Below are 21,819 nucleotides of genomic sequence, written 5' to 3'. Positions count from 1 at the left end.
ACTGTCCGCCACATAGCCTGAATATAAAGAGGGGAGGCCAGGTTTAACGCAGCCTGCAGCCTCCCCGAATGTTTCTGGATAACGCATGAGAATACTGATCATTGGCCCCAGCTGGGTCGGCGACATGGTGATGGCGCAGACCCTGTTCCAGTGCCTCAAACAGCAGCACCCCGATGGTGTGATCGACGTGCTGGCCCCTGAGTGGAGCCGGCCGATCCTCGAGCGCATGCCCGAGGTGCGCCAGGCCTTGAGCTTCCCGCTCGGCCACGGCGCGCTGGAGCTGGCCACGCGCCGGCGCATCGGCAAGTCGCTGGCCGGCCAGTACGACCAGGCGATCCTGCTGCCCAACTCGCTCAAGTCGGCGCTGGTGCCGTACTTCGCCGGTATCCCCAAGCGCACCGGCTGGCGCGGCGAAATGCGCTATCTGCTGCTCAACGACGTGCGCAAGCTGGACAAGGCGCGCTACCCGCTGATGATCGAGCGCTTCATGGCCCTGGCCTACGCGCCGGACGTCGAACTGCCCAAACCCTACCCACGCCCCTCCTTGCAGATCGAGGCCCAGAGCCGCGACGCGGCCCTGGCCAAGTTCAAGCTGGAAATGGACCGCCCGGTGCTTGCCCTGTGCCCCGGCGCCGAGTTCGGCGAAGCCAAGCGCTGGCCGGCCGAGCATTACGCACAAGTGGCCGATGCGATGATCCGCCAGGGCTGGCAGGTGTGGCTGTTCGGTTCGAAGAACGACCACGCCGTGGGCGAACAGATTCGCGACCGCCTGATCCCGGGGTTCCGGGAAGAGTCGTACAACCTGGCCGGCGAAACCTCGCTGGCCGAAGCCATCGACCTGATGTCCTGCGCCAACGCGGTGGTCTCCAACGACTCCGGGTTGATGCATGTGGCCGCCGCGCTGAATCGCCCGCTGGTGGCGGTGTACGGCTCCACCTCGCCAGGTTTCACCCCGCCGTTGGCCGACCAAGTCGAGATCGTGCGCACGGGCATCGAATGCAGCCCCTGCTTCGACCGCACCTGCCGTTTCGGCCACTACAACTGCCTGCGCCTGCTGGAGCCTGAAAAGGTCATCGCGGCCCTGCACAGCCTGGGCGGGCCAAACCTGATCGATACCGTGGCCGAGGTCGACTGAGTGCGGGTCCTGATCATCAAGACGTCGTCGCTGGGCGACGTCATCCACACGCTTCCGGCGTTGACCGACGCGGCCCACGCCATCCCCGGCATCCGTTTCGACTGGGTGGTGGAAGAAGGCTTCGCCGAGATCCCGAGCTGGCACCCGGCAGTCGACCGGGTGATCCCGGTGGCGATCCGCCGCTGGCGCAAGAATATCTGGCAGACGCTCAAGAGCGGCGAGTGGAAGGCGTTCAAGCAACGCCTGCGCGAGCACAAGTACGACTTGGTGATCGACGCCCAGGGCTTGGTCAAGTCTGCCTGGCTGACCCGCTACGTCAAGGCGCCGGTTGCCGGCCTGGACCGTTACTCGGCCCGCGAGGGCTGGGCCAGCCGCTTCTACGACCGGCGCCTGTCGGTTGCCGTCGGCCAGCACGCCGTGGAGCGTGTACGCCAACTGTTCGCCCTGGCCCTGGCCTATGACCTGCCCGAAGGGCTGGGTGACTACGGCCTTGACCTCAACCGCCTGCAACTGCCGCCCGCCGCGCCGTATGTGGTGTTCCTGCATGGCACCACCTGGGCCACCAAGCATTGGCCGGAAGCCTACTGGCGCGAGCTGGCCGAGCGCATGGGCCGGCGCAAGCTGCAGGTGATGCTGCCCTGGGGCAACCCGGCGGAGAAGGCCCGCGCCGAGCGCATCGCCCAGGGCTTGAACAACTGCCAGGTGCTCCCCAAGTTGAACCTGGTGGGCGTCGCCCGCGTGCTGGCGGCGGCCAAGGCCTGCGTGGCCGTGGACACCGGCCTCGGCCACCTGGCCGCGGCGCTGGATGTGCCGACCATCTCGCTGTTCGGCCCTACCAACCCTGGTTTGACGGGCGCCTACGGACGCGCCCAGATCCACCAGGCGAGTAACTTCCCCTGCGCGCCGTGCCTGCAGAAGAAGTGCACCTACAAACCGAGCGCCGAGGACCAGCGCCGGTTCGATCTCAAACGCGAGTGGCCGTTGTGCTTCACTCGCCTGAATCCCGAGCATGTGGCGGGCCGCTTGAGCGCGCTGCTGCTGGCTGAGGATGTTCGTTGATGCAACTGGCTTTTGTGCTCTACAAGTATTTCCCCTTCGGCGGGCTGCAGCGCGACTTCATGCGCATCGCCCTCGAGTGCCAGAAGCGGGGCCACCAGATTCGTGTGTACACGTTGATCTGGGAAGGTGACATTCCGCCAGGCTTCGAGGTGCTGGTGGCGCCGGTGAAGGCGCTGTTCAACCATCGCCGCAACGAGAAGCTCAGCGCCTGGATGGAGGCGGACCTGAAAAAGCGTCCGGTCGACCGCCTGGTCGGTTTCAACAAGATGCCCGGGCTCGACGTCTACTACGCTGCCGACGGCTGCTTCGAGGACAAGGCCCAGACCCTGCGCGGTGGCCTGTACCGCCGTTGGGGCCGCTACCGGCATTTCGCCGAGTACGAGCGGGCGGTGTTCGCCAAGGATGCCCGCACCGAGGTCCTGATGATCTCCGAGGTGCAGCAGCCGTTGTTCATCAAGCACTACGGCACGCCGGAGGCGCGTTTCCACCTGCTGCCACCGGGCATTTCCCAGGACCGCCGGCGCCCGGCCGACGCCGATGCCATCCGCGCCGAGTTTCGCAAGGCGTTCGGCCTGGCCGACGACGAGCTGCTGCTGGTGCAGATCGGTTCGGGCTTCAAGACCAAGGGCGTCGACCGCAGCCTCAAGGCCCTGGCGGCGCTGCCATCGAGCCTGCGCAAGCGCACGAGGTTGATGGTCATCGGCCAGGACGACCCCAAGCTGTTCCAGGTACAGAGCACTGCGCTCGGCCTGGGTGACCAGGTGCAATTCCTCAAGGGGCGCAGCGACATTCCGCGCTTCCTGCTGGGCGCCGACCTGCTGATTCACCCGGCGTACAACGAGAACACTGGCACCGTGCTGCTGGAGGCGCTGGTCGCCGGCCTGCCGGTGCTGGTGTCGAAGGTGTGCGGCTACGCCCACTACATCGCCGAGGCCGACAGCGGCCTGGTGCTTGACGAGCCGTTCGAGCAGGAGCAGCTCAACCGCTACCTGCAACGCATGCTCGAAGATGGCCCGCAGCGCGCCGCCTGGTCGCGCAATGGCGTGGCCTTCGCCGACAGCGCCGACTTGTACAGCATGCCGCAGCATGCTGCCGACGTGATTCTCCAGGAGCCTGCATGAAGCTGATACTGGCAGAGCCGTTCAAGCGCCTGTGGGCTGGCCGTGATGCGTTCGAGGCCGTCGAGCAGTTGCAGGGCGAGGTGTACCGCGAGCTGGAAGGCCGCCGCACCCTGCGCACCGAAGTCGACGGCGCGGGCTTCTTCGTCAAGATCCACCGTGGCATCGGTTGGGGTGAGATCTTCAAGAACCTGTTCAGCGCCAAGCTGCCGGTGCTGGGCGCCGGCCAGGAGTGGCGGGCTATCCAACGGCTGCACGAGGCAGGCGTACCGACCATGACCGCCGTGGCCTATGGCGAGTGCGGCAGCAACCCGGCTACCCAGCACTCGTTCATCGTTACCGAGGAACTGGCGCCAACCGTCAGCCTGGAAGACTTCAGCATCGACTGGGTCAAGCAGCCGCCGACGCCACGCCTCAAGCATGCATTGATCGCCGAAGTGGCAAAGATGACCGGCGGCATGCACCGCGCCGGGGTCAACCACCGCGACTGCTACATCTGCCACTTCCTGCTGCACACCGACCGCCCGGTGACGGCGGAAGACTTCAAACTGTCGGTGATCGACCTGCACCGCGCCCAGACCCGGGCGAAGATTACCCGTCGCTGGCGCGACAAAGACCTGGCCGCCCTGTACTTCTCGGCACTGGACATCGGCCTCACCCGCCGTGACAAGCTGCGCTTCCTGCGTGGCTACTTCCAGCGTCCGCTGCGCCAGGTGCTCAAGGAGGAGGCCGCACTGCTCGCCTGGCTCGATCGCAAGGCGCAGAAACTCTACGATCGCAAGCAACGCTATGGGGACGCACTCTGATGGCGGGTTGGACACTGGCGCCGGGCTACAAGCACCTGGCGGCGGACTTCGGCAGTCTCGACGCGGTGTTCGCCCTGCAGGGCGAGCGCCTGACCCGCGACCCGCTCAGCGAGGTCATCCGCATCGAGCGCGACGGGGTCAACTATTACGTCAAACGTTACACCGGCGCCGGCAAGCACATGCGCCGTTACCTGGGCCGGCCACGGATCAAGGCTGAATGGCAGAACATCAAGCAGTTCGCCAAATGGGGTATTCCCACCGCCGAGGTAGTCGCCTGGGGGCTGGAGCGCAACGGCCTGGCGTTCGGCCGCGGGGCCATGATCACCCGTGAACTGGCACGTACCGAGGACCTTTCGGCCCTGGCCGAGCGCGACGACCCGCGTCTGCGCGATCGCGCCTGGGTCGACCACATCAGCCGCCAGCTGGCACGGCATACCCGGGTCATGCATGATCACCATTTCGCCCACAACGACCTGAAGTGGCGCAACCTGCTGGTGGACGACGAAGGCACGCTGTTCTTCATCGATTGCCCCACCGGCGATGTCTGGCGCGGTTTCATGCTGCGCCACCGGCTGATCAAGGACCTGGCGTGCCTGGACAAGGTCGCCAAATACCACCTGTCGGCGACCCAGCGCCTGCGCTTCTACCTGCAGTACCGCAGGCACGATCGCCTGAACGCCCGTGACAAGCGGCGCATTCGCCAGGTGCTGGGCTTTTTCGAGGGAAGGGAATGACCGATTACCTGGCCAGTGCCGACCAGGCACTGCTCAAGCGCCATGGCCTGGGCGATTTCGAGGCGCTCTGGGCGCTGCAGCTCGAAGCCGTGGACGAACCCAACACTGGCCGTGGCGGCTGGAGCAGCGTGTTCCGCCTGGAGCTGGAGGGCAAGGGCTACTACCTCAAGCGCCAGAGCGACTACCTCACCCGCACTTTGCACCGCCCTTTCGGCGAGCCGACCTTCGCCCGCGAATTCCGCAATATCAGCCGCTACCAGAAGCTCGGTATCCCGGCGTTGCAGGCGGTGTTCTACGGCGAGCGCAAGCAGGATGGGCAGCACCGCGCCATCCTCATGACCCGCGCCCTGGACGAATGGCGCGACCTGGACAGCCTCCTGGCCGAATGGCCGCAGCTTGAAGACAGCCAGCGCCAGCTGATCCTTCAGGCCTGCGGTGAGCTGGCGCGCACCCTGCACGCGGCGGGGCAAGTGCATGGCTGCTTCTACCCAAAGCACATTTTCCTGCGCGAGCGCCGCGAAGGCTGGCAGGCACAGCTCATCGACCTGGAGAAGACCCGCCCGCTGCTGCTCGGCATGCGAGACCGGCTCAAGGATCTTGAGCCCCTGCTGCGCCGTGCGGGTGCCTGGAGCGAGGCGGACGTGCGCACGCTGCTCGGCGCCTACCTGGCCCTGCCGGCGGAAAGCCCGCAGGTCGACACCTGGCTGCAGCGCTTGATGCAACGCCGTCGTCACAAAGAGGCCCGCTGATGCGATTGTCCGAACTCAAGGACGCCGGGCGCAGCCCGACGTTGCCCCTGACCGTCACCCTTGCCGACGCCGCAGGCGTGGCCGACCTGCAACTGCTCAGCCTGCTGCGCGTGCTGCCGGGCCAGCGTTATGTCGGTGCCGGGATCTGGCGCGGCACCAAGGTGCTGGCCAAGCTGCTGGTCGGCGGCAATGCCGCCCGCCATTTCCAGCGCGAGCTCGATGGCGCCCGTTTGCTGGCCGACCAGGGCCTGACCACGCCACGTTTGCTGGCTGATGGGCTGAAGGAAGGCGAGGGCGGCTGGTTGCTGTTCGAGTTCCTGGAAGATGCCGAGAGCCTGGGCGATGCCTGGGCCGAGGTGGAGCGCCTGCCGATGCTCGCCGACGAGCAGCACCTGGTGCTGGGCGAGGCGCTGACCGCGGTGGCGCAGATGCACGCCAAGGGCCTGTGGCAGCAAGACCTGCACCTGGACAACCTGCTGCGCCAGGGTGGCCAGCTGTACCTGATCGATGGCGCCGGCATCAAGGCCGAGACGCCTGGCCAGCAGCTGTCGCGCCAGCGCGTGCTGGAAAACCTCGGGGTGTTGTTTGCCCAGCTGCCCAAGCGCCTGGAGCCGTTCATCGAAGAGGCACTGGTGCATTACCTGCTGGCCAACGCCGAGCATGCGTTGCCCCTGGAAGCTTTGCTCAAGCAGGTGGACAAGGTGCGCAGCTGGCGGCTCAAGGATTACCTCGACAAGGCCGGGCGCGAATGCACGCTGTTCAGCGTCCAGCGCAGGCTGTCGGGCTTGCAGGCGATCCGTCGTGGCGAGGTGGCGGCGATGCTGCCGGTGCTCGAGCAGGCCGACACGCTGATCGACCAGGGCCACCTGTACAAGACCGGTGGTGCCGCCAGCGTGGCGCGCATCGAGGTGAATGGCCGCACCTTGGTGCTCAAGCGCTACAACATCAAGAACACCGCCCACTGGTTCAAGCGCTTCTGGCGCCCGAGCCGGGCCTGGCATTCGTGGATCGAAGGGCATCGCCTGGAATTCCTCGACATCGCCACCCCGCGCCCGTTGGCGGTGCTGGAGCAGCGGGTGATGGGCCTGCGCAGCCGAGCGTACCTGGTGACCGAATACGCCGATGGCCCAGACCTGACGGCCTGTTTCGCACCCTTCGTCGAAAGCGGCGAGGCGCCGGACGAGCAGGTCGAGGCGTTGGTGCGGTTGATGCAGCAGCTGATCCGCGAGCGTATCAGCCATGGCGATTTCAAAGGCCACAACCTGTTCTGGCAGGACGGCCAGTGGTCGCTGATCGATCTTGATGCCATGTGCCAGCATGCCACCCAGCTCAGCTTCGCTCCCGCCTATGCTCGCGACCGGGCGCGGTTGCTGCGCAACTGGCCGAAGAGCAGCGTGTTGCATCAGCGGCTCGATCAGGTGCTGCCACGCCTGGCCGACTGACGCCTGGCGTATGGGCGCCCGGGCAAGGCTGCGCCTTGCATCGCCAGCAAGGCTGGCTCCTACAGGAGAGACCGGGCGCTGTTCACGGCGGTGGCGATGACCGTGGTATCTGTAGGAGCCAGCCTTGCTGGCGAACGGGCGCCCCGGCAAGGATGGTGAACGGTCAGCGCCGCCAGAAGCCGCTCAGCCCCAGGCCGGCCGAAAGGCCGAGGCCCAGCCAGGCCAGGCTGTCCCACACCCCATCGCCCAGCAACGCGGCGAACAGCCCGGCGCCACTGAGCAGGGCGATCAACGCCGGCCAGGCAAAGATGCGCCGGTTCGATTGCGAGCGATGGCTCATGGCCGGGCCTCCCGTGGCTTGCGCTGCTTGCCCCACCACAGGTACAGCCCGCTGCCCAGCACGATGATGGTCAGCACATCCAGCACAGCCCAGAGGATCTGCATCGGGCGCCCGCCGTAATCACCGAAGTGCAAGGGCGACGACAGGCTCATGGCGTCCATGTACCACGGGCGCTCGCCAACGGCGGTGACCTCGAGGGTACGTGCATCGATCAGCACCGGCGTGAGCAGGTGAGAGGTCAGGTGGGTGTCGCCTTTCATGAATACCGCATAGTGATGCTCGCTGGAAAAGCGTGTACCGGGGAAGGCGATGAAGTCCGGGCGCATGCCCGGCGCGGCCTCGGCGGCGATGTCCAGCAGGCGGCTGGCCGGGGCGCGCTCGGTGAGTGCCGGCGCGTCGCGGTAGGGGGCGACCATGGCGGCCAGGCTGTCGTTGCGCCAGGCGGCGATGACCAGGTCGGACAGCGCGCTGATCACCCCGGTGACGCCGACCACCAGGGCCCAGGTCAGGGTGACCACGCCGATCAGGTTGTGCAGGTCGAGCCAGCGCAGGCGCCGGGACTTGTCGTGGCGTACCGTGGCGAAATCCAGGCGGCGCATGAACGGTGCGTAGAGCACGGTGCCGGAAATGATCGCGACGACGAACAATACCCCCATGAAAGCCAGCAGCAGCTTGCCGGGCAGCCCGGCGAGCATGTCCACGTGCAGGCGCAGCATGAGCATGATGAAGCCACCGTTGGCGGCCGGCATGGCCACGGCCTCGCCGGTGCGCGCATCGAGCATGAACGTGTGCGACAGGTCAGGTTCGGTGCCAGCGGTGGCGGCCATGATCGCCACCACGCCGTTGCGCTCGTCGTCTTCGTAGCCGAAATACTGCATCGCCTCGCCCGGGCGGTGTTGCTCGGCCTTGAGCACCAGTTGCTGCAGGTCCAGGTGCGGGGTGTCGGCGGGCATCTCGCGCAGCTCGGGGGCTTCGCCGAGCAGGTGTTCCAGCTCGTGGTGGAAGATCAGCGGCAGGCCGGTGACGGCCAGCAGCAGCAGGAACAGCGTGCACACCAGGCTGCTCCAGGTGTGGATCGCTGACCAGCGGCGGATGGTTTGGCTTTTCATCACGGTTCCATTTGCGTCTGATTACGACGGGGCTGCTGCGCAGCCGTTCGCCGGCAAGCCGGCTCCTACGGGGATGGCGGTGTAGGCGCCGGCTTGCCGGCGAACGGGCCGCAGGGCGGCCCCGGTCACTCAGAACTTGTAGGAAGCACTGGCGACGACGCTGCGCTGGTCGCCGTAGTAGCAGTAGTACCCGTCGCAGGTGGAGAGGTAGTCCTTGTTCAGCAGGTTGGTGGCGTTGATCGCCACCGAGGCGCCCTTGAGGCTGTTGTCCAGACGGCCCAGGTCGTAGTGCACGGCCGCGTCGAACACGGTGTAGGCGTTGGCCTTGCCCAGCCAGGTGTTCTCCTGGTTGCCATAGGTGTTGCCGGTGTAGCGCGCGCCCAGGCCGATCCCGAAACCGTCGAGCACGCCGCTGTGCCAGGTGTAGTCGGCCCACAGCGAGGCTTGCTGGTTCGGCATCAGTTGCAGGCGGTTGCCCTTGTACTGGCCGTCCTGTACTTCGGACTTGGCCAGGGTGTAGGCGGCAACCACCTTCAGGTTTTCGGTCACATCGGAAACGGCTTCAAGCTCCAGGCCACGCACCTTCACTTCACCGGTCTGGCTGGTGACGCTCACACCGCCCTCGATATTGCTGACCTGGATGTTCTTCTGGGTCAGGTCATACACGGCGGCGGAAAGCAGGGTATTGGAGCCCGGTGGCTGGTACTTGATACCCAGTTCCCATTGCTTGCCTTCGGTTGGCTTGAATGTCTTCAGCGGGTCCGCGTCCGCGCTGCTGGCGGGCTGGAAGGACTCGGCATAGGACAGGTAAGGCACGAACCCGGAATCGAAGACGTAGCTGATTGCCGCGTTGCCGCTGAACTTGCTGTCGCGCTGGGTGTTGGTGGCGTCGTTCTTGTTGAAGAACTTAGTGCCGGTGTGTACCCAGTCCTCACGACCGCCAAGGGTCAGGCGCCACTTGTCGAGGGCCATCTGGTCCTGAACGTAGAGGCCGGTCTGGACGGTCTTCTGGTTGTAGTCGTAGTAAGCCGAGGAACGGTCCGGACGGGTGATCGGCACGCCATATACCGGGTTGACGGCGTTGGTGGGCGGTACGTTGAAACCGTAGATCGACAGGAAATCGTGGTTGGTGCGCTGGTGGTCCAGGCCGATCAGCACGGTATGGCTGATGGCGCCGGTGGCGAAGTCGGCCTGGAAATTGTTGTCGACCGCGAACTGGCCGATGTTTTCATCGACGTTGGTGGACATGCGGTTGACGGTGCCATCGTCGCGCACTGGCCCTTCGGGGGCGTAGTAGCTGCCGGGGGTGATGTTCTGGAATGACAGCTCTGTCTTGGTATAGCGCAGGTTCTGACGGAACTGCCAGACATCGTTGAAACGATGCTCGAACGCATAGCCGAGGGCGTAGTAGGTGCGATCGTAGAACTCATAGTCCGGATCGCCAAGGTTCTTGTGGTGGGAGATCTTGCCGAACGGCATGTCGATCTTGGTGCCCTGGATCGGGCGGAACTGGCTGGTGGCCCCGGTATCGTCGCGGGTGAACTGGGTGAGGAAGGTCAGCGACGTGTCTTCGTCGATGTTCCAGGTCAGGCTCGGAGCGATGTTGTAGCGTTTGTCTTCGATATGGTCGATCTGGGTGCCGCCATCGCGCACCACGCCACTGACGCTGTAGAGGAACTGACCCTGGTCATCGATCTTGCCGGTGCTGGCGAAGTTGATCTGGCGATGGTTGTCGCTGCCGTACTGCAGTTCGATCTCGTGGGCGCTTTCGGCCTGCGGGCGACGGCTGACCATGTCCAGCAGGCCGCCGGGCGGGGTCTGGCCATAGATTGAGGAGGCTGGGCCGCGTAGCAGTGCGAGGCGGTCCAGGTTCCAGGTCTCGGCTTTCGGGTTGGCGTAGATGCCGCGCGGCAGTGGCAGGCCATCGAGGAACTGGGTCGGCTCGAAACCGCGCACGCGCATCCAGTCGTAGCGGGTGTCGCTGCCATAGCTGGCGGAGACGATCCCGGGCATGTAGCGCACGGCATCGTCGAGGCTGTGCACACCGCGGTCGCTCATCTGCTCGCGGGTGGCGACGGAGATGGAGCGGGGTACTTCGACCAGTGCGGTGTCGGTCTTGGTACCGGCGGCGGTGCGCTTGGCGACGTAACCGTCTACCGGGCCCCAGGCGCTTTCGCTGTCGCTGGCGGCGTTCACGCTGGTTTCCGGCAGCACCAGGCTGTCATCCGGCGCTGCGACCAGGCTGTAGGTCCCGGCGCCGCTTTGTTGCAGTTGCAGGCCGGTGCCACGCAGGGCCGCCTGCAGGGCGCCGACACCGTTGTACTCGCCGTTGACCGGCGCCGAGGCGCGGCCACTGACCAGCGCCGGGTCCAGCGCCAGGGCGATGCCGGCCTGGCTGGCGATCTGGTTCAGGGTGCTGCCCAGCGGTGCGCTGGGCAGGTTGTAGGCGCGCGGGGCGGACTGTTCGGCGGCGAACAGGGCGGGGCTGGCCAACGGCGCGGCCAGGCCGATGGCCAGGGCCATCAGGCTGGGGCGAAGCAAAGCATCAACGGCACGGGACATGCAGCGGCTCCTCGACGAAATAGTGCTGACTGCTTCCTTGCCGAGCGAGAGTGGGAAAGTGACAGGGGGCTTTTGAAAAAATTTCAGAGGCGGTGGGGGCCTCTGTAGGAGCCGGCTTGCCGGCGAACGGGCCCGGCGCGTAACCGAGGCGGGCCCGTTCGCCAGCAAGGCTGGCTCCTACAGGGTAGGCGCCGGCCTTTAATTGGCGGTGACGGTCACCCACCACGGCGTGTGCCGTTCGATCTTCACCGGCAACGCTGGCTGCAGCGACGCCAGGGCCAGGTCGGTGTCGGTCAGCGGGAAGCTGCCGCTCACGCGCAGGTCGGCGACCTCGTCGGCCACGCCCAGGTGGCCACTGCGGTACTGCCCGAGGGTGGCTACCAGGTCGGCCAGGCGCACGTTGTCGACCACCAGCATGCCGCGGGTCCAGGCGTCGCTGCCGGCGGTCACGGGGTCGACGCGGCCAAGGCCATCGGCGCTCATCAATACTTGCTGGCCTTCGCGCAGGACCTGTTCGTCGCCACTGTTCTGCGGTTTGGCGGCCACCGAGGCTTGCAGCACCTCCAGCCGCGTGCCGCCTGCTTCGCGTTTGACCAGGAAGCGCGTGCCCAGCGGGCGCAGGCGCCCATCCTCGGTACGCACCAGCAGCGGGCGACTGTCGGCGTGGCCGGTTTCCACGGAGATTTCGCCTTGGTGCAGCACGATCAGGCGCTGCTCGCCGTGGAAGTCGATATCCACCGCGGTGTGGGTGTTCAGGCTGAGCAAGGTGCCGTCTTCAAGGCGCAGGGTGCGCATTTCGCCGGTGGCGGTGCGCTGGTCGGCCAGCCAGTAGCCCGGTGCAAGGGTAGGGACCCCGGCCCAGGCCAGCAACCCGCCAAGCACCAGCATCCCGGCCAGGCCCGTGCCCAGCCCGCCGAGCCGCTGGCGCAGGCCAGCACGCGATTGCAGCAGGGTGTGGCGTACCGGGCCGGCGGCGGCGCTGACGCGTTGGTCGAGAGCGCCCAGTTGCTGCCAGGCGCGGGCGTGCTCCTCATGGGCCGCATGCCAGCGCATGAATTCGCTGCGTTCGTCCGGGGTACCGCTGTCTTCGTCCAGGCACAGCTTCCAGGCAATGGCCGCTTCCAGCACCTTGCCGGATACCGGTGCAGCGTTCATGTCGGCTCCCCGTACAGGGCGACATAGCACTGGCGCAGCCCCTGGGCGATGTACTGGCGCACACGCGACACCGAAACACCCAGGCGTTCGGCGATTTCGGCATGGCCCAGGCCGTCCAGGCGGTTGTACAGGAAGGCGGCGCGGGCCTTGCTCGACAGTTTGCAGAGCAGGTGGTCGATGGCCTTGAGGTCTTCGAGGATCAAGTGTTGCAGTTCCGGGGAGGGGTGCTCAGTCTCCGGCAGCAGGGCAAGCTCCGCAAGGTAGGCCTGTTCCAGGGCCGCGCGGCGGAAGTGATCGAACAGTAGCCCTTTGGCGACGGCAACCAGGAACGCCCGGGGTTCGCGAGGGGCGTCCAGCCGTTCGCGGCCGAGCAGGCGCACAAAGGTGTCCTGGCTCAGGTCCTCGGCGCGCTGGCGGCAGGCGGTGCTGCGCTGCAACCAGCCGAGCAGCCAGCCGCGATGGTCGCGGTACAGCGCCCCGACCAGATCGGCATGTGGACTCTGCGCAGACGTCAAGAAGCGTCCCCCGGGAAAGAATGCGTTAACTAACGATAATTATTCGCGATTGTGGCAGAGGCGGGGGGCGGGGCGCAATTGACGCTTATCGGATTGCCATCACGTTGGGTTACTACGGCTACTGGCGGTTCGCCGGCAACGCCGGCTCCTACAGGGGAGCGGCGCAAGGTTTGTGATCGGTGTGCTATCCCATGTAGGAGCCGGCGTTGCCGGCGAACGGGCCGATGCCAATTCAGAAGCCGTGGTTATGTACCTTGCGTCGGCGCCACTGCTTGAGCCGCTGCTCCAGCTGCAATGGACTGTCCAATTGCTGGCGGCGGGCCTGGCTGAACAGGATCAAGGCTAACTCCGCCGTCACCTGGGCGTCGGCGCTGGCATGGTGACGGGCCTGTACCTCCAGGCCAAAGCGGGCAATCCAGTCATCCAGCCCGGCTTCGCGCAACACCGTGTCGGGGTTGAGCATCGGCGCCAGTTCCGCAACGTCGAGGAACACGTGCTGCAGGCGCAGGCCCAGGCTGTCCTTCAGGGCGCGGGCCAGCATGCGCTGGTCGAACGGGGCATGGAATGCCAGCACCGGGCTGTCGCCGATGAACGCCAGCAGCTCGAGCAACGCCTCGGCCGGGTCGCATCCCGCCGCCAGGGCACTGGGGCCGAGGCGGTGGATCAATACGCTGGCATTGGTCTTCTGGGTGGGCCGGTGCAGCGTGCGCTCGAATGGGCGCCCCAGGTCGATGGCGCCATCCTCGATGGCCACCGCGCCAATTGACAGCACCTGGTCACGGTTGAGGTTCAGACCGCTGGTCTCCAGGTCCAGCACCACCCAGCGCTGTTCGCGCAGCGAGCACACCGCCGCTGGCGCGGGCCTGGGCAACTGCGCGAGGCGCTGGCGCAAGTGGTCGTCCAGTTCCGGCACCGCCGGGCGCAACCAGGCGAACAGGTTCACAGCTGGTACCGCAGGGCCAGGCTGCTTTGCAGGCGCTGGGCCTGGCGCAGGGATTCGCGCAGGATGCGCCGGTCCAGGTGGTTGAGGCTGTCTGGGTCGAGGCGGTTGGAATAAGGCAGGTTGTCGCGGCTCTGGCGCTGGTGCTGCTGCATGCGGGTCTGCTGGATGAAGTGGTACGCCTCTTCATACGCGGCGCCATCCAGCGGTGCGATGACGCCCTTGTCCACCAGCTGGCGCAGGCGCTCGAGGGTGTTGCAGGCACCGATGCCATTGGCCAGGGCCAGCAGCCGCGCGCCATCGACGAACGGGGTCAGGCCTTGTACCTTGAGGTCGAGCGTGGCGGCCTTGTCGTCGCCCTGGCGGGTCAGCACGAATTCGCGCAGGCGCCCGACCGGTGGGCGCTGGCGCAGTGCGTTGTCGGCCAGCATGCGCTGGAAGATGCGGTTGTCTGCCACCTGCTCCAGCAGGCCCCGGCGCAGCTGTTCGCAACCTTGGTCATCGCCCCAGACCACACGCAGGTCGAAATAGATGCTCGACCCCAGCAAGTTCTCGGGGCTGGCTTCGCGCACGAAACCGGCAAAGCGCCGTGCCCACTCGCTGCGCGACAGGCACAGCTCGGGGTTGCCGGCCATGACGTTGCCCTTGCACAGGGTGAAGCCGCACTGGGCGAGGTTATGGTTGATGAACTGGGCCAGCGGCAGCAGTTTCGCGCGAATCGCATCGGCTTCGGCGGCGTCGCGCGCCTCGAACAGAATCCCGTTGTCCTGGTCGGTGTGCAGGGTCTGTTCGCGGCGCCCTTCGCTGCCAAAGCACAGCCAGCTGAACGGCACGCCCGGGTCGCCGCGCTCGGCGATGGCCAGTTCGATCACCCGGCACACGGTGTGGTCGTTGAGCAGGGTGATGATCTGGGTGATCTGGGTCGAGGAGGCGCCGTGGGCGAGCATGCGCTCGACCAACTGGCCGATCCCGCCGCGCAGCGACACCAGGGTGTCCAGCTTCGGTGCATGGCGGATGGTACGTGCCAGGTGCACCAGGTCGACGCGTTGCAGGGAGAACAGGTCGCGCTCGGAGATCACCCCGCACAGGCGCTGGTTTTCCACCAGGCAGACATGGGCGATGTGCCGCTCGGTCATGGCCATGGCGGCGTCGAAGGCGCTGGCCTGGGGGCTGAGCGAGAACGGCCGGGCGGTCATGTAGCGCTCGATCGGCGCAGTCAGTTCGGCGCTGGCATCGGCCACTACCTGACGCAGGTCACGCAGGGTGAAGATGCCAGTGGGGTGTCGCTGTTCATCGACGATGACGATGCTGCCCACCTGCTGCTCGTGCATCAGTCGCACCGCTTCGCGCAGTGGTGTATCCGCCGAGCAGACCACCGGATGGCGCAGGGCCAGTTCGCCCAATGGCGTGTTCAGCGAATACTGGGTACCGAGGGTTTCCACGGCCCGTTGGCGCACCTGCTGGTTGACCTGGTCGAGCAGGCTGCTCACGCCACGCAGGGCGAAGTCGCGGAACGCCTCGGACATGGAGAACACACGGATGAACGCGGCCTTGTTCAATTGCAGGCAGAACGTGTCTTCGCCGGCCAGGTGTTCGGTGCGGGTGGCCCGCTCGCCCAGCAGCGCGGCCAGCGGGAAGCATTCGCCGCTGGCGATCTCGAAGGTGGTTTCGGTGCCGGGCCGGGTGACATGCTGGCGCTCGCCGACCACGCGCCCTTGCTTGACGATGTAGAAGTGCTCGACGGGGCCGTCGGCGGGCTTGATGATGCTTTCACCGCTTGCGTAGAAGCGCAGCTGGCATTGTTCCACCAGGTAGGCCAGGTGGCTCTGCTCCATCTGATTGAACGGCGGGAAGCGCTGCAGGAACTGCAGGGTGCCTTGGATGTTCTGCAGCACTGCTGTCCTGCCTGCTTGGGTGTAGGCGTCCTTTTTGCTCATGGAACCAACCGCGTTAAAAATGTCTGCATGGAGAAGCGCAGACCTTGTTGTTCTAGGCCTCCATGGTCGGACGACGGCTCTGCGGTGCCCATTGGACGTAAGTCTATAAGGCGCAGGAGTGGGTTCGCTGCTTATGCCAGGTGTCAAATTGCCGACGAAAGGCAGTTTGCATGCAGGGGGTTTGCAGTCTGAACTTGAATAACGAGGTTTTTTTGACGAGATGGCCATGGCTGAGCATGACGATATCCTGAGTGACGCCGAGCGTGAGGCGTTGGCCATGGTTACTGCCCCACCTGCAAAGACGTCTCTGGTATTGGTGGTGGACGACGAGCCGAAGAACAGCCAGGCGCTGAGTGATTATCTGATGGCCAAGGGCATCGATTGCGTGATTGCCAATGGTGCCCAGGCGGCCTTGGATTATCTGCAAAAGCAACCGCGCATCGGGCTGATGATCACTGATCTGCGCATGGAGCCGCAGGATGGCCTGGAGTTGATCCGCCAGGTTCGCGAATCCGAGCGGGCGGCGCTTTCGATCATCGTGGTGTCGGGCGACACCGATGTGAAGGAGGCGGTGGACGTGATGCACCTGGGGGTGGTGGATTTCCTGCTCAAGCCGGTGGACCTGGACAGGTTGATGGAACTGGTGAAAAAAGAACTGAAAATCGAGTAGGAGCGGCTTTAGCCGCGATCACCTGCGAAGCGAGAGTGCCAGGCACCGCGTTGCCCGCATCGCGGCTAAAGCCGCTCCTACAGAGGAAGCTGTTCCCTGCACGACAGCGCAGCGAACGGGCCGCATGGCGGCCCCTCACGGATCACAACCCGTTACGCGCCTTGAACTCGCGGCGACGGCGGTGCAGCACCGGCTCGGTGTAGCCGTTCGGTTGCTTGGCACCCTCGACCACCAACTCGATAGCGGCCTGGAACGCGATGTTGTCATCGAAGTTCGGCGCCATCGGGCGGTACAGGGCATCACCGGCGTTCTGCTTGTCCACCACTGCGGCCATGCGCTTGAGGCTTTCCAGCACCTGTGCCTGGGTGACCACGCCATGGCGCAGCCAGTTGGCCAGCAACTGGGCCGAGATGCGCAGGGTGGCGCGGTCTTCCATCAGGCCGACATCGTTGATGTCCGGCACCTTCGAGCAACCCACGCCCTGGTCGATCCAGCGCACCACGTAACCGAGGATGCCCTGGGCGTTGTTGTCCAGTTCGTTGCGGATCTCTTCTTCCGACCAGTTGGTGTCGGCGGCCAGCGGGATGGTCAGGATGTCGTCGACCGAAGCTGGGGTACGCGCAGCCAGTTCGCGCTGACGCGCCTGCACATCGACCTTGTGGTAGTGCAGGGCGTGCAGGGTCGCGGCGGTCGGCGACGGTACCCAGGCGGTGTTGGCGCCAGCCAGCGGGTGGGCGATCTTCTGCTCGAGCATGGCGGCCATCAGGTCCGGCATGGCCCACATGCCCTTGCCGATCTGCGCGCGGCCTTGCAGGCCAGTGGCCAGGCCGACGTCGACGTTGTTGTTCTCGTAGGCGCCGATCCACTTTTCGTTCTTCATGGCGCCCTTGCGCACCACGGCGCCGGCTTCCATGGAGGTGTGGATTTCGTCACCGGTGCGGTCGAGGAAGCCGGTGTTGATGAACACCACGCGTTCGGCGGCGGCCTTGATGCAGGACTTGAGGTTGACCGTGGTGCGGCGCTCCTCGTCCATGATGCCGACCTTGACGGTGTTGCGCTTCATGCCCAGCAGGTCTTCGACGCGGCTGAAGATTTCGGCGGCGAAGGCGACTTCTTCAGGGCCGTGCATTTTCGGTTTGACGATGTACACGCTGCCGCTGCGGGTGTTCTTGCGGCTGGTGTTGCCGTTGAGGTTGTGCAAGGCGATCAGGTTGGTGAACAGGCCATCCTGGATGCCCTCGGGGATCTCGTTGCCCTGGGCGTCGAGGATCGCCGGGTTGGTCATCAGGTGACCGACGTTGCGCACGAACAGCAGCGAACGACCGTGCAGGGTGACGCTGCCACCATTCGGTGCGGCGTACTCGCGGTCCGGGTTCATGGTACGGGTGAAGGTCTTGCCGCCCTTGCTCACGCTCTCGGCCAGGTCGCCTTTCATCAGGCCCAGCCAGTTGCGGTAGACGATCACTTTGTCGTCGGCGTCGACAGCGGCGACCGAGTCTTCGCAGTCCATGATGGTGGTCAGCGCCGACTCCATCAGGATGTCCTTCACGCCCGCCGCGTCGGTGCTGCCGACTGGGGTGGTGGCATCGACCTGGATTTCGAAGTGCAGGCCGTTGTGCTTGAGCAGCACGGCGGTCGGGGCCTTGGCATCGCCATGGAAGCCGATCAGCTGGGCGTCGTCGCGCAGGCCGCTGTTGCTGCCGCCCTTGAGGGCGACCACCAGCTTGCCGCCTTCGATGCGGTAGGCGGTGGAGTCGACATGGGAGCCGGCAGCCAGTGGCGCGGCCTCGTCAAGGAAGGCGCGGGCGAAGGCGATGACTTTGTCGCCGCGCAGCTTGTTGTAACCCTGGCCTTTCTCGGCACCGCCCTCATCGCTGATGACGTCGGTGCCGTACAGCGCGTCGTACAGCGAGCCCCAGCGGGCATTGGCGGCGTTCAGGGCGAAGCGGGCGTTCATCACCGGCACCACCAGCTGCGGGCCGGCCATGTGGGCGATTTCTTCGTCTACGTTTTGCGTGGTGGCCTGGAAGTCCTCGGCCTGCGGCAGCAGGTAGCCGACTTCCTGGAGGAAGGCTTTGTACGCCACGGCGTCGTGGGCCTGGCCCTTGCGCGCCTGGTGCCAGGCGTCGATCTTCGCTTGCAGCTCGTCGCGCTTGGCGAGCAGGGCTTTGTTCTTGGGAGCGAGGTCGTTGATGATCTTCTCGGCACCGGCCCAGAACTGCTCGGCGTTGATGCCGGTCCCCGGAATGGCTTCGTTGTTGACGAAGTCGAACAGGACCTTGGCGACCTGAAGGCCACCGACTTGAACGTATCCAGTCATTGCTTGCCTCACCTCTGCTCAGCTATTTCGCTTTCGCTCTTCTGTATTAAGCCTGTAGCGCTTCTCTAAACACGGCACCAGTGCATGCCCCAATGACTCACGAGGGCGGCTGGGTGCGGCTCGCCAGACGGGTCGGCGAGCGGGTGGCGTATTTTCACAGGCGCCTTGGCAGACATCGAAACGACGTTTTGTAGTCCGCGTCGACGCATACTACATGAAGCAGCAGGCAGGTAAACATCAGACTAAAAGCGTCGCTCCGCGACCGGTTGGTCGCATAGGGTCACGCTGGGAGACGACATGTTCGCAAAAAACAGGTGGATTGTTCCAGATAAATCTTGAAACAGTACACGATTGGTTGGCTGGGCTGTCCTGCGGCAGGTTGCCGCGCCTTGCCTATACTGATGCGATCCCCGTTTTTCGGCCGTCTGCCGCGGCCCTGACCGAACCAAGAGGAGTGGCCTGTGGACCATCTCGTACTCACCGTGATCGCCCCCGACAAGGCCGGGCAGGTCGAACGCATCGCCGAGTGCATCGCCAATCACAACGGCAACTGGCTGGAAAGCCGCATGTCGCGCATGGCCGGGCAGTTCGCCGGGATCTTGCGGGTGGCGGTGCCGGCGGAAAACTATGACGAGCTTGTTGAGTCGCTGCACAGGCTGGCCCAGTACGACATCCGCGTGCTGATCGCCGAAAGCGGCATCGAGCCGTCCTGCACCTGGAAACCGATTGCCATGGAACTGGTGGGCAACGACCGGCCGGGTATCGTCCGTGATATCACCCGCTTGCTGGCCGAGCAAGGGGTGAACGTGGAACGCCTGAGCACCGAGGTTCGCCCGGCACCGATGAGCAGCGAGCCGCTGTTCCGCGCCGATGCCTTGCTGGCACTGCCATTGACCTTGTCGCTGGAAGACCTGCAGCGGCGGCTGGAGAGCCTGGCGGATGACCTGATGGTGGAATTGAAGTTGCGGCCGGAGGAGTGAAGTGAATGCGCCGCGCGCCTTTGTAGGAGCCGGCTTGCCGGCGAACAAGGTTATCCCCGATTTCAGAGGGACGTCTCTGTGGATAACCTGGGGGCGCCACGCTGCAGGCCAATAACGGCAATGCCTGGCGCGATTTGAGCAAAAAGCATCCACTAATCTGTGGCTTGTGCACAAACGCCGGGGACGAGGGTGTGGATAACCTTTGGAGCGCTTGCTACAGGCCGCGTCCTCCGTGGCCTGTAGCAATATGATCAATTTCTGATCAGGCGCGCTTGCGCAAGCTGAGCCAGGCATCGACGCTATAAACCGCCAGGCCGGCCCAGATGCAGGCGAACGCCAGCAGGTTGCTCGCCGTCAGGTGCTCGTCGAACAGCAGCACCGCCTGCAACAGCACCAAGGTCGGTGCCAGGTACTGCAGGAAGCCCAGCGTGGTGTAGGGCAGGTGACGGGCAGCGGCATTGAAGCAGACCAGCGGCACCAGCGTCACCGGGCCGGCTGCGATCAACCACAGCGCCTCGCTGCTGCTGAAGAACTCAGGGCTGGCGCTGCTGGCCGCAGGGTGCAGCAACAACCAGCCGATGGCGATGGGCACCAGCATCCACGTCTCGACCACCAGCCCTGGCAGCGCGGCCACGGGCGCCTGCTTGCGAATCAACCCATAGAAACCGAACGACAGCGCCAACGCCAGCGACACCCATGGCAGGCTACCGACCTGCCACACCTGTTGCACCACCCCCAGTGCCGCCAGCCCCACCGCCAGCCATTGCAGGCGGCGCAGGCGCTCGCCGAGCAGCAGCATGCCCAGCAGCACGTTGATCAGCGGGTTGATGTAGTAGCCCAGGCTGGCTTCGAGCATGCGCCCGTTGTTCACCGCCCACACGTAGGTCAGCCAGTTGCCGGCGATCAACGCACCGCTCAGGGCCAGGATCGCCAGGCGTCGCGGGTTTTCGCGCAGCTCGCGCCACCAGCCGGGGTGTTTCCACACCAGCAGCAGGAGCGAGCCGAACAGCGCGGACCAGAGCACCCGGTGGACAATGATCTCCACCGCCGGGACGCTCTGGATGGCTTTGAAGTACAGGGGGAACAGGCCCCAGATGATGTAGGCGCCGAGGCCCAGGAGGTACCCGCGGCGCGGGTTGGCGGCGTGCATGAAAAATCCTTGCTTAGGTAGCTAAATAAAGCGACGCCTATTGTAGACAGACCACGACGCGCTTCTAGAACAATTTCAGCGGTTCTTCATCGAGTGCAGCGATCTGCTCGCGCAGGGCGAGGATCTGGTCGCCCCAATAGCGCGGCTGGCCGAACCAGGGGAAGCTCGGCGGAAACGCCGGATCGTCCCAGCGCCGCGCCAGCCAGGCGCTGTAGTGCAACTGGCGCAGGGCGCGCAGCGGCTCGATCAGGGCCAGTTCGCGCGGGTCGAAGTCGTGGAACTCGTTGTAGCCGTCGATCAGCTCGGCCAACTGGCCCAGGCGTTCCTCGCGGCTGCCGGCGAGCATCATCCACAGGTCCTGGACAGCCGGCCCCATGCGGCAGTCGTCGAGGTCGACGACGTGGTACACCTCGTCGCGGTGCATCAGGTTGCCGGGGTGCAGGTCACCGTGCAGGCGGATCGTCTGGTGCGGGGTGCGGGCGTAGATGTCCTCGACCCGCTTGAGCAGGTCGCGGGCCACCGACTCGTAGGCCGGCAGTAGTTCGCGGGGCACGAAGTCACCGTCGAGCAGGGTCTTGAGCGAGGCGTGGCCGAAGTTGTCCACAGCCAGGGATTCGCGGTGAGCGAAAGGCTTGGTCGCGCCTACCGCGTGCAGGCGGCCGAGCAGTTGCCCAAGGCGATAGAGCTGGTCGAGGTTGCCTGGCTCTGGGGCATGACCGCCACGGCGTGGGAACAGGGTGAAGCGAAAACCCTGGTGTTCGAACAGTGAACGACCTTCATGTAGCAGCGGCGCCACCACTGGCACCTCGCACTCGGCCAGTTCGGCGGTGAAGGCATGTTCTTCAAGGATTGCCGCATCGCTCCAGCGCCCTGGGCGGTAGAACTTGGCGATCAGCGGCTGTTCCCCCTCGATGCCCACCTGATAGACGCGGTTCTCGTAGCTGTTGAGCGCCAGTACCCGGGCGTCGCTGAGAAAGCCCAGGCTTTCCACGGCGTCCAGCACGAGGTCGGGGGTGAGGGTATCGAAGGGGTGGGACATGAAAGGCTCCAGGCGCGGGGACTGCGTGGGCGCATGGTAGCGCATTGGCCTGGGCGTGG

19 protein-coding genes are annotated in these 21,819 nt (G+C 65.4%); 9 read left to right on the top strand and 10 right to left on the bottom strand.

Features of this window, described 5'->3' with window-relative positions; all coding sequences use genetic code 11:
• Positions 1 to 85 precede the first annotated feature (85 nt).
• The 7 genes from waaF to NGM28_RS01945 are packed head-to-tail and all read left to right on the top strand — an operon-like array spanning position 86 to position 7,043.
• Positions 86 to 1,135, top strand: a complete 1,050-nt coding sequence (gene waaF / locus NGM28_RS01975) for a lipopolysaccharide heptosyltransferase II (RefSeq protein WP_240066871.1) — start codon at positions 86 to 88, stop codon at positions 1,133 to 1,135.
• Positions 1,136 to 2,194 carry a lipopolysaccharide heptosyltransferase I gene (waaC, locus tag NGM28_RS01970; RefSeq protein WP_240066872.1) on the top strand — a complete coding sequence of 353 codons (1,059 nt, stop codon included), beginning with the start codon at positions 1,136 to 1,138 and terminating at the stop codon, positions 2,192 to 2,194.
• On the top strand, positions 2,194 to 3,315 hold the full coding sequence (locus tag NGM28_RS01965; RefSeq protein WP_252088508.1) for a glycosyltransferase family 4 protein: 1,122 nt from the start codon (positions 2,194 to 2,196) through the stop codon (positions 3,313 to 3,315). The genes waaC and NGM28_RS01965 overlap by 1 nt, the downstream gene beginning before the upstream one ends.
• Positions 3,312 to 4,118, top strand: coding sequence for a lipopolysaccharide core heptose(I) kinase RfaP (gene rfaP / locus NGM28_RS01960; RefSeq protein ID WP_252088507.1), 807 nt, complete (start codon positions 3,312 to 3,314; stop codon positions 4,116 to 4,118). Before NGM28_RS01965 ends, rfaP begins: the two co-directional genes overlap by 4 nt.
• Entirely contained in the window at positions 4,118 to 4,852 is a 735-nt protein-coding gene (locus NGM28_RS01955; protein WP_252088506.1) for a lipopolysaccharide kinase InaA family protein, read from the top strand. The genes rfaP and NGM28_RS01955 overlap by 1 nt, the downstream gene beginning before the upstream one ends.
• Entirely contained in the window at positions 4,849 to 5,601 is a 753-nt protein-coding gene (locus NGM28_RS01950; RefSeq protein ID WP_252088505.1) for a lipopolysaccharide kinase InaA family protein, read from the top strand. The genes NGM28_RS01955 and NGM28_RS01950 overlap by 4 nt, the downstream gene beginning before the upstream one ends.
• On the top strand, positions 5,601 to 7,043 hold the full coding sequence (locus tag NGM28_RS01945) for a lipopolysaccharide kinase InaA family protein (RefSeq protein ID WP_252088504.1): 1,443 nt from the start codon (positions 5,601 to 5,603) through the stop codon (positions 7,041 to 7,043). Before NGM28_RS01950 ends, NGM28_RS01945 begins: the two co-directional genes overlap by 1 nt.
• A 163-nt stretch (positions 7,044 to 7,206) precedes the next feature.
• On the opposite strand, the gene NGM28_RS01940 is transcribed toward NGM28_RS01945, so the two are convergent.
• The 7 genes from NGM28_RS01940 to NGM28_RS01910 form a co-directional block, all read right to left on the bottom strand.
• A complete protein-coding gene (locus tag NGM28_RS01940; RefSeq protein ID WP_252088503.1) occupies positions 7,207 to 7,383 on the bottom strand; it encodes a DUF4175 domain-containing protein in 177 nt (58 codons plus the stop codon).
• Positions 7,380 to 8,492, bottom strand: a complete 1,113-nt coding sequence (locus NGM28_RS01935) for a PepSY-associated TM helix domain-containing protein (RefSeq protein WP_240066879.1) — start codon at positions 8,490 to 8,492, stop codon at positions 7,380 to 7,382. Before NGM28_RS01935 ends, NGM28_RS01940 begins: the two co-directional genes overlap by 4 nt.
• Positions 8,493 to 8,621: 129 nt before the next feature.
• Positions 8,622 to 11,054 carry a TonB-dependent siderophore receptor gene (locus tag NGM28_RS01930; RefSeq protein WP_252088502.1) on the bottom strand — a complete coding sequence of 811 codons (2,433 nt, stop codon included), beginning with the start codon at positions 11,052 to 11,054 and terminating at the stop codon, positions 8,622 to 8,624.
• A 198-nt stretch (positions 11,055 to 11,252) separates the two neighbouring features.
• Positions 11,253 to 12,209: a FecR domain-containing protein gene (locus NGM28_RS01925; protein ID WP_252088501.1), complete on the bottom strand. Its 957-nt coding sequence runs from the start codon at positions 12,207 to 12,209 to the stop codon at positions 11,253 to 11,255.
• On the bottom strand, positions 12,206 to 12,724 hold the full coding sequence (locus tag NGM28_RS01920) for an RNA polymerase sigma factor (protein WP_240066882.1): 519 nt from the start codon (positions 12,722 to 12,724) through the stop codon (positions 12,206 to 12,208). Before NGM28_RS01920 ends, NGM28_RS01925 begins: the two co-directional genes overlap by 4 nt.
• Before the next feature lie 232 nt (positions 12,725 to 12,956).
• Positions 12,957 to 13,667, bottom strand: a complete 711-nt coding sequence (locus NGM28_RS01915) for a 3'-5' exonuclease (RefSeq protein WP_252088500.1) — start codon at positions 13,665 to 13,667, stop codon at positions 12,957 to 12,959.
• Positions 13,664 to 15,601 carry a DUF294 nucleotidyltransferase-like domain-containing protein gene (locus tag NGM28_RS01910; protein WP_252088499.1) on the bottom strand — a complete coding sequence of 646 codons (1,938 nt, stop codon included), beginning with the start codon at positions 15,599 to 15,601 and terminating at the stop codon, positions 13,664 to 13,666. Before NGM28_RS01910 ends, NGM28_RS01915 begins: the two co-directional genes overlap by 4 nt.
• Positions 15,602 to 15,827: 226 nt before the next feature.
• Between NGM28_RS01910 and NGM28_RS01905 the strand changes: the two genes are divergently transcribed.
• Positions 15,828 to 16,271 (top strand): response regulator, encoded by a 444-nt coding sequence (locus NGM28_RS01905; protein WP_430624230.1) that lies wholly within the window; start codon positions 15,828 to 15,830, stop codon positions 16,269 to 16,271.
• A 142-nt stretch (positions 16,272 to 16,413) separates the two neighbouring features.
• Here the strand turns inward: NGM28_RS01905 and NGM28_RS01900 are convergent, their stop codons facing one another.
• A complete protein-coding gene (locus tag NGM28_RS01900; protein WP_240066886.1) occupies positions 16,414 to 18,591 on the bottom strand; it encodes a malate synthase G in 2,178 nt (725 codons plus the stop codon).
• A 461-nt stretch (positions 18,592 to 19,052) separates the two neighbouring features.
• On the opposite strand from NGM28_RS01900, the gene NGM28_RS01895 reads away from it, so the two are divergent.
• Positions 19,053 to 19,571 carry a glycine cleavage system transcriptional repressor gene (locus NGM28_RS01895; RefSeq protein WP_240066887.1) on the top strand — a complete coding sequence of 173 codons (519 nt, stop codon included), beginning with the start codon at positions 19,053 to 19,055 and terminating at the stop codon, positions 19,569 to 19,571.
• A 262-nt stretch (positions 19,572 to 19,833) separates the two neighbouring features.
• On the opposite strand, the gene rarD is transcribed toward NGM28_RS01895, so the two are convergent.
• Together rarD and NGM28_RS01885 are read right to left on the bottom strand one after the other, a co-directional pair.
• Positions 19,834 to 20,721, bottom strand: a complete 888-nt coding sequence (rarD, locus tag NGM28_RS01890) for an EamA family transporter RarD (protein ID WP_213658674.1) — start codon at positions 20,719 to 20,721, stop codon at positions 19,834 to 19,836.
• Positions 20,722 to 20,785: 64 nt separating this feature from the next.
• Positions 20,786 to 21,760 (bottom strand): serine/threonine protein kinase, encoded by a 975-nt coding sequence (locus NGM28_RS01885; protein ID WP_240066889.1) that lies wholly within the window; start codon positions 21,758 to 21,760, stop codon positions 20,786 to 20,788.
• Positions 21,761 to 21,819 lie beyond the last annotated feature (59 nt).

The organism is Pseudomonas sp. MWU13-3659, from assembly GCF_023757525.1.
Classification (GTDB): domain Bacteria; phylum Pseudomonadota; class Gammaproteobacteria; order Pseudomonadales; family Pseudomonadaceae; genus Aquipseudomonas; species Aquipseudomonas entomophila_E.
This window is presented reverse-complemented; position numbering and strand designations above follow the sequence as displayed.

Coding starts and splice junctions, on each gene's coding strand:
- waaF (WP_240066871.1), top strand. CDS start 86: ATGAGAATACTGATCATTGGCCCCAGCTGGGTCGGCGACATGGTGATG.
- NGM28_RS01965 (WP_252088508.1), top strand. CDS start 2,194: ATGCAACTGGCTTTTGTGCTCTACAAGTATTTCCCCTTCGGCGGGCTG.
- rfaP (WP_252088507.1), top strand. CDS start 3,312: ATGAAGCTGATACTGGCAGAGCCGTTCAAGCGCCTGTGGGCTGGCCGT.
- NGM28_RS01955 (WP_252088506.1), top strand. CDS start 4,118: ATGGCGGGTTGGACACTGGCGCCGGGCTACAAGCACCTGGCGGCGGAC.
- NGM28_RS01950 (WP_252088505.1), top strand. CDS start 4,849: ATGACCGATTACCTGGCCAGTGCCGACCAGGCACTGCTCAAGCGCCAT.
- NGM28_RS01945 (WP_252088504.1), top strand. CDS start 5,601: ATGCGATTGTCCGAACTCAAGGACGCCGGGCGCAGCCCGACGTTGCCC.
- NGM28_RS01940 (WP_252088503.1), bottom strand. CDS start 7,383: ATGAGCCATCGCTCGCAATCGAACCGGCGCATCTTTGCCTGGCCGGCG.
- NGM28_RS01935 (WP_240066879.1), bottom strand. CDS start 8,492: ATGAAAAGCCAAACCATCCGCCGCTGGTCAGCGATCCACACCTGGAGC.
- NGM28_RS01930 (WP_252088502.1), bottom strand. CDS start 11,054: ATGTCCCGTGCCGTTGATGCTTTGCTTCGCCCCAGCCTGATGGCCCTG.
- NGM28_RS01925 (WP_252088501.1), bottom strand. CDS start 12,209: ATGAACGCTGCACCGGTATCCGGCAAGGTGCTGGAAGCGGCCATTGCC.
- NGM28_RS01910 (WP_252088499.1), bottom strand. CDS start 15,601: ATGAGCAAAAAGGACGCCTACACCCAAGCAGGCAGGACAGCAGTGCTG.
- NGM28_RS01905 (WP_430624230.1), top strand. CDS start 15,828: ATGGCTGAGCATGACGATATCCTGAGTGACGCCGAGCGTGAGGCGTTG.
- NGM28_RS01900 (WP_240066886.1), bottom strand. CDS start 18,591: ATGACTGGATACGTTCAAGTCGGTGGCCTTCAGGTCGCCAAGGTCCTG.
- rarD (WP_213658674.1), bottom strand. CDS start 20,721: ATGCACGCCGCCAACCCGCGCCGCGGGTACCTCCTGGGCCTCGGCGCC.
- NGM28_RS01885 (WP_240066889.1), bottom strand. CDS start 21,760: ATGTCCCACCCCTTCGATACCCTCACCCCCGACCTCGTGCTGGACGCC.